Annotated in this window: 2 protein-coding genes; both read right to left on the bottom strand. The window is 60.3% G+C overall.

Features of this window, described 5'->3' with window-relative positions:
* Positions 1-302: 302 nt before the first annotated feature.
* The gene (locus BMY22_RS23035) at positions 303-1,916 is read right to left on the bottom strand and encodes an ABC-F family ATP-binding cassette domain-containing protein (protein ID WP_090625634.1); all 1,614 of its coding nucleotides are present in this window, start codon (positions 1,914-1,916) and stop codon (positions 303-305) included.
* A gap of 622 nt (positions 1,917-2,538) precedes the next feature.
* Positions 2,539-2,822, bottom strand: a 284-nt coding sequence (locus BMY22_RS24580; protein ID WP_244158982.1) for a hypothetical protein, incomplete at its 5' end; no start/stop codon positions are given.

Here is a 2,822-nt window from a genome sequence, read left to right as displayed (position 1 = left end):
CCATTACGCCGGTACTGCCGGTGCGCCCGGAGCCAGAGTTTGCACCAGGCCCGGATGCCGATCTATTCAGGCCTTGGCATGGCCGGCGCAAAAGGTACGGGCGATCCCACGCCCTACCTGCTGCGACGGCACAGGGCCGCCTGAACCCAGCCAGGGTGGCAAGGGTCTCCAGCAGGTCTTTACTGCTCGGGTGGGTGGGGCAAAGAAAGGAGGTCGGGAAGCATGCCGTCTAGCGACTCCTGGGCCGGCACTTGCTGCAGAGGGTCGCCTCCGCAGCGACACGCCGGATATTGCTCGGTAATTCACCACAACTCCAGCCGCCAGCCCTCCGAAGTCGCCACCAGACGATCTGTCAGAGAAAGATTGTTCAGAAAGGTGTCATCGTGCGAAACCACTAATATCGCGCCTTGATAGCCGCGCAGCATGGATTCCAGGGCTTGAGCCGAAGGCAGATCAAGATGATTACTGGGTTCGTCCAGCAACAAGAGTTGAGCTGGTGGATCGGCGTAGAGTACGCAGGCCAAGGCCGCTTTCAGGCGCTCACCGCCGCTGAGCGAGCCGCTCGGAGCGGTTATCTTTTGCGCATCCAGGCCCAATTGCGCCAGTCGTGTCCGCAACACCTCCTCTCCTGCGGTGCTGTTGGCTGCCAGTATCTGTTCAATGGTTGACCTCTGCGGCACCAAGTCGGCCAGTTGCTGGTCGAGGTAGGCACTTTTGACATACACGTCGCAGCGGCCAGACAACGGTGGAAACTGACCGGCCAGCAGTTTGAGCAAGGTGGATTTGCCGCAGCCGTTCGGGCCGACGACGCCTATACGCTGCTGGCCGCTCAATGTCAGGCTGATCTTTCGCAGGGCGGGCGGCACGAAGGGGAGTTCTACTTCATCCAGTGCCGCCACTCGGCGTTGCGGTGCCTGGGTGACAGGAAGCGTATGCAGCGTGATCTGGGCATCATCCTCCACCTGCTGGGCAGCATCGCGCACGCGCTGGGACAGTTGCTCCCGCAAGGCCGTTTGCTGCTGTCGCAACTTGCCTGCCGAGCCTTCGCTGCGCTCCTTCTGGCGATCAAGCAGAATCTTCGCCTGGTTGGCCTCGCGTCCGTGCCGGTTGCCACGCGCCTGTCGGCGTTCCTGGCGTTCACACTGTTCGCGCAGAGACTGTTCTTCGCGCTTGCGTTCGAGCTTGCGCTGTTCGAGCTGCTGAATGGCGCTCTCACGCTCCTGGGCTTTGCATTGCGCATAGAACGAGTAGCCGCCACCGTAGTTGCGCAGCCCGAGCGGCGACAACTCCACGATGCGGGCCATCACCTCCAGCAGTTGCCGGTCATGGCTGACCACCAGCAGGCCATTCGGCCAGCGCTGCAATTGCTCGATCAGTGCCTGGCGGTTCGGACGGTCGAGATGGTTGCTGGGCTCGTCGAGAATCAGAAAATCGGCGTCCGAGAGAACGGCTCCAATCAAGGCGACACGCATGGCCTCGCCGCCGCTGAGGGTGCTCGCCGGAGTCTGGGGATTCAGATGTCCTAATCCATTTCGCTCCAACTCATGCTGCAGGCGCTGACGAACATCCCAACAATCACCCACGGCATCAAAATCAACCTGCGCCGTGCTACCGGCCTCGATGCGCTCCAGTGCATTCAATGTGGCCTGTACACCCGCTAGGCTGGCGACGGAGACATGATTCAGGCGGGAAACCTGCTGGGACAGGTAATGCACTGTGCCAGAGCGCAAACAGCGTCCAGTGGAGGGTTCCAGCTCCCCGGCCAAGATCCGCGCCAGCACGGTTTTGCCGATGCCATTGCGCCCAACCAAGCCAGTGGGCTGTTGGTCGAATTGCTCGGTGAGATTGGAGAAAAGCGTTCTGCCATCGGACAGAACGTAGGAAAGGCTGTCCAGCGCCAGATAAGGATTCATCATGCGTCATTCCAGGGATGCCAAGATCTCCCCCTGCTTGTAGGGGTAGGTAGAGACAGGCCGTCATACAGACGGTGGCATCAAAGGCGCATTGGATGAATACCTCGTGAGTTTTGGCGATTGGCGTCGAGTATAGAAAATCGTTTGAGACAGATGCAAACAGAGCATGCGAGGCCGTGCCAACGTTGGAATGCTATCGACCGATGGCTCTATCAGATGGCGGCAAAAGACCGCTCTTGGTCGACTCTGTTGAAAAACAAAACGGATTTGCGGTAGGCATGTTGCGGCGAACCGGTTGGGGACTCGGCACCACGCCTGTGCGCACGCCCTCCACATCGATTCAGGATGAAACTCAATTTTCATCCCACAACTGATCGCTGTGGATCTTCTTCCCTTCCAGGGCAGCGAGGGCCATTGCCTCGAAGAAGGCCAGATGCATCTGGTGCGGTGGGCGCGGCCGGAAAGGCGAAGCCAGGCCACGCACTGCCCGCACGCAGCCTCAATGCCAGCGGAAAAATTCGCTCTCACCCGCTGCCGGCCGTTCAGATGCAGGGGCACGAACCCGCGACTACGATGGATGATCCGCCCCTAATGCATTCCAGGCAGATTTTTCCTGCTGGGGATATTACTGCGCGGCTGGATTGGGCAGGGAAGGGAGATCGGGAAGCATACCTTCTAGCGATTCTTGAGCCGGTGGCTTGCCGCCTTCTCCAGCGGGCAATTGTAGTTCGCCAGGGGCCAAGGCCGGCACTTGCTGCAGGGGTTCTCCTCCGAGGTCGGCCTGATCTTCCGAGGAAATCAGAACCCGCGCGGTGAACCGAGCCAGCTTGAGATTTTCGCGACTGTCGGCCCAAGCAATACGGCTGTTGACGACATAGGCCAGGGTGCCCCCGCGCTCGCCACCGATCC

The sequence above is a fragment of the Azotobacter beijerinckii genome, assembly GCF_900110885.1.
In the GTDB taxonomy this organism is placed as follows: Bacteria; Pseudomonadota; Gammaproteobacteria; order Pseudomonadales; family Pseudomonadaceae; genus Azotobacter; species Azotobacter beijerinckii.
This window is presented reverse-complemented; position numbering and strand designations above follow the sequence as displayed.

What these genes read in the sequence shown, in the direction of transcription:
- BMY22_RS23035 (WP_090625634.1), bottom strand. Translation starts at nt 1,916, where the DNA reads ATGATGAATCCTTATCTGGCGCTGGACAGCCTTTCCTACGTTCTGTCC.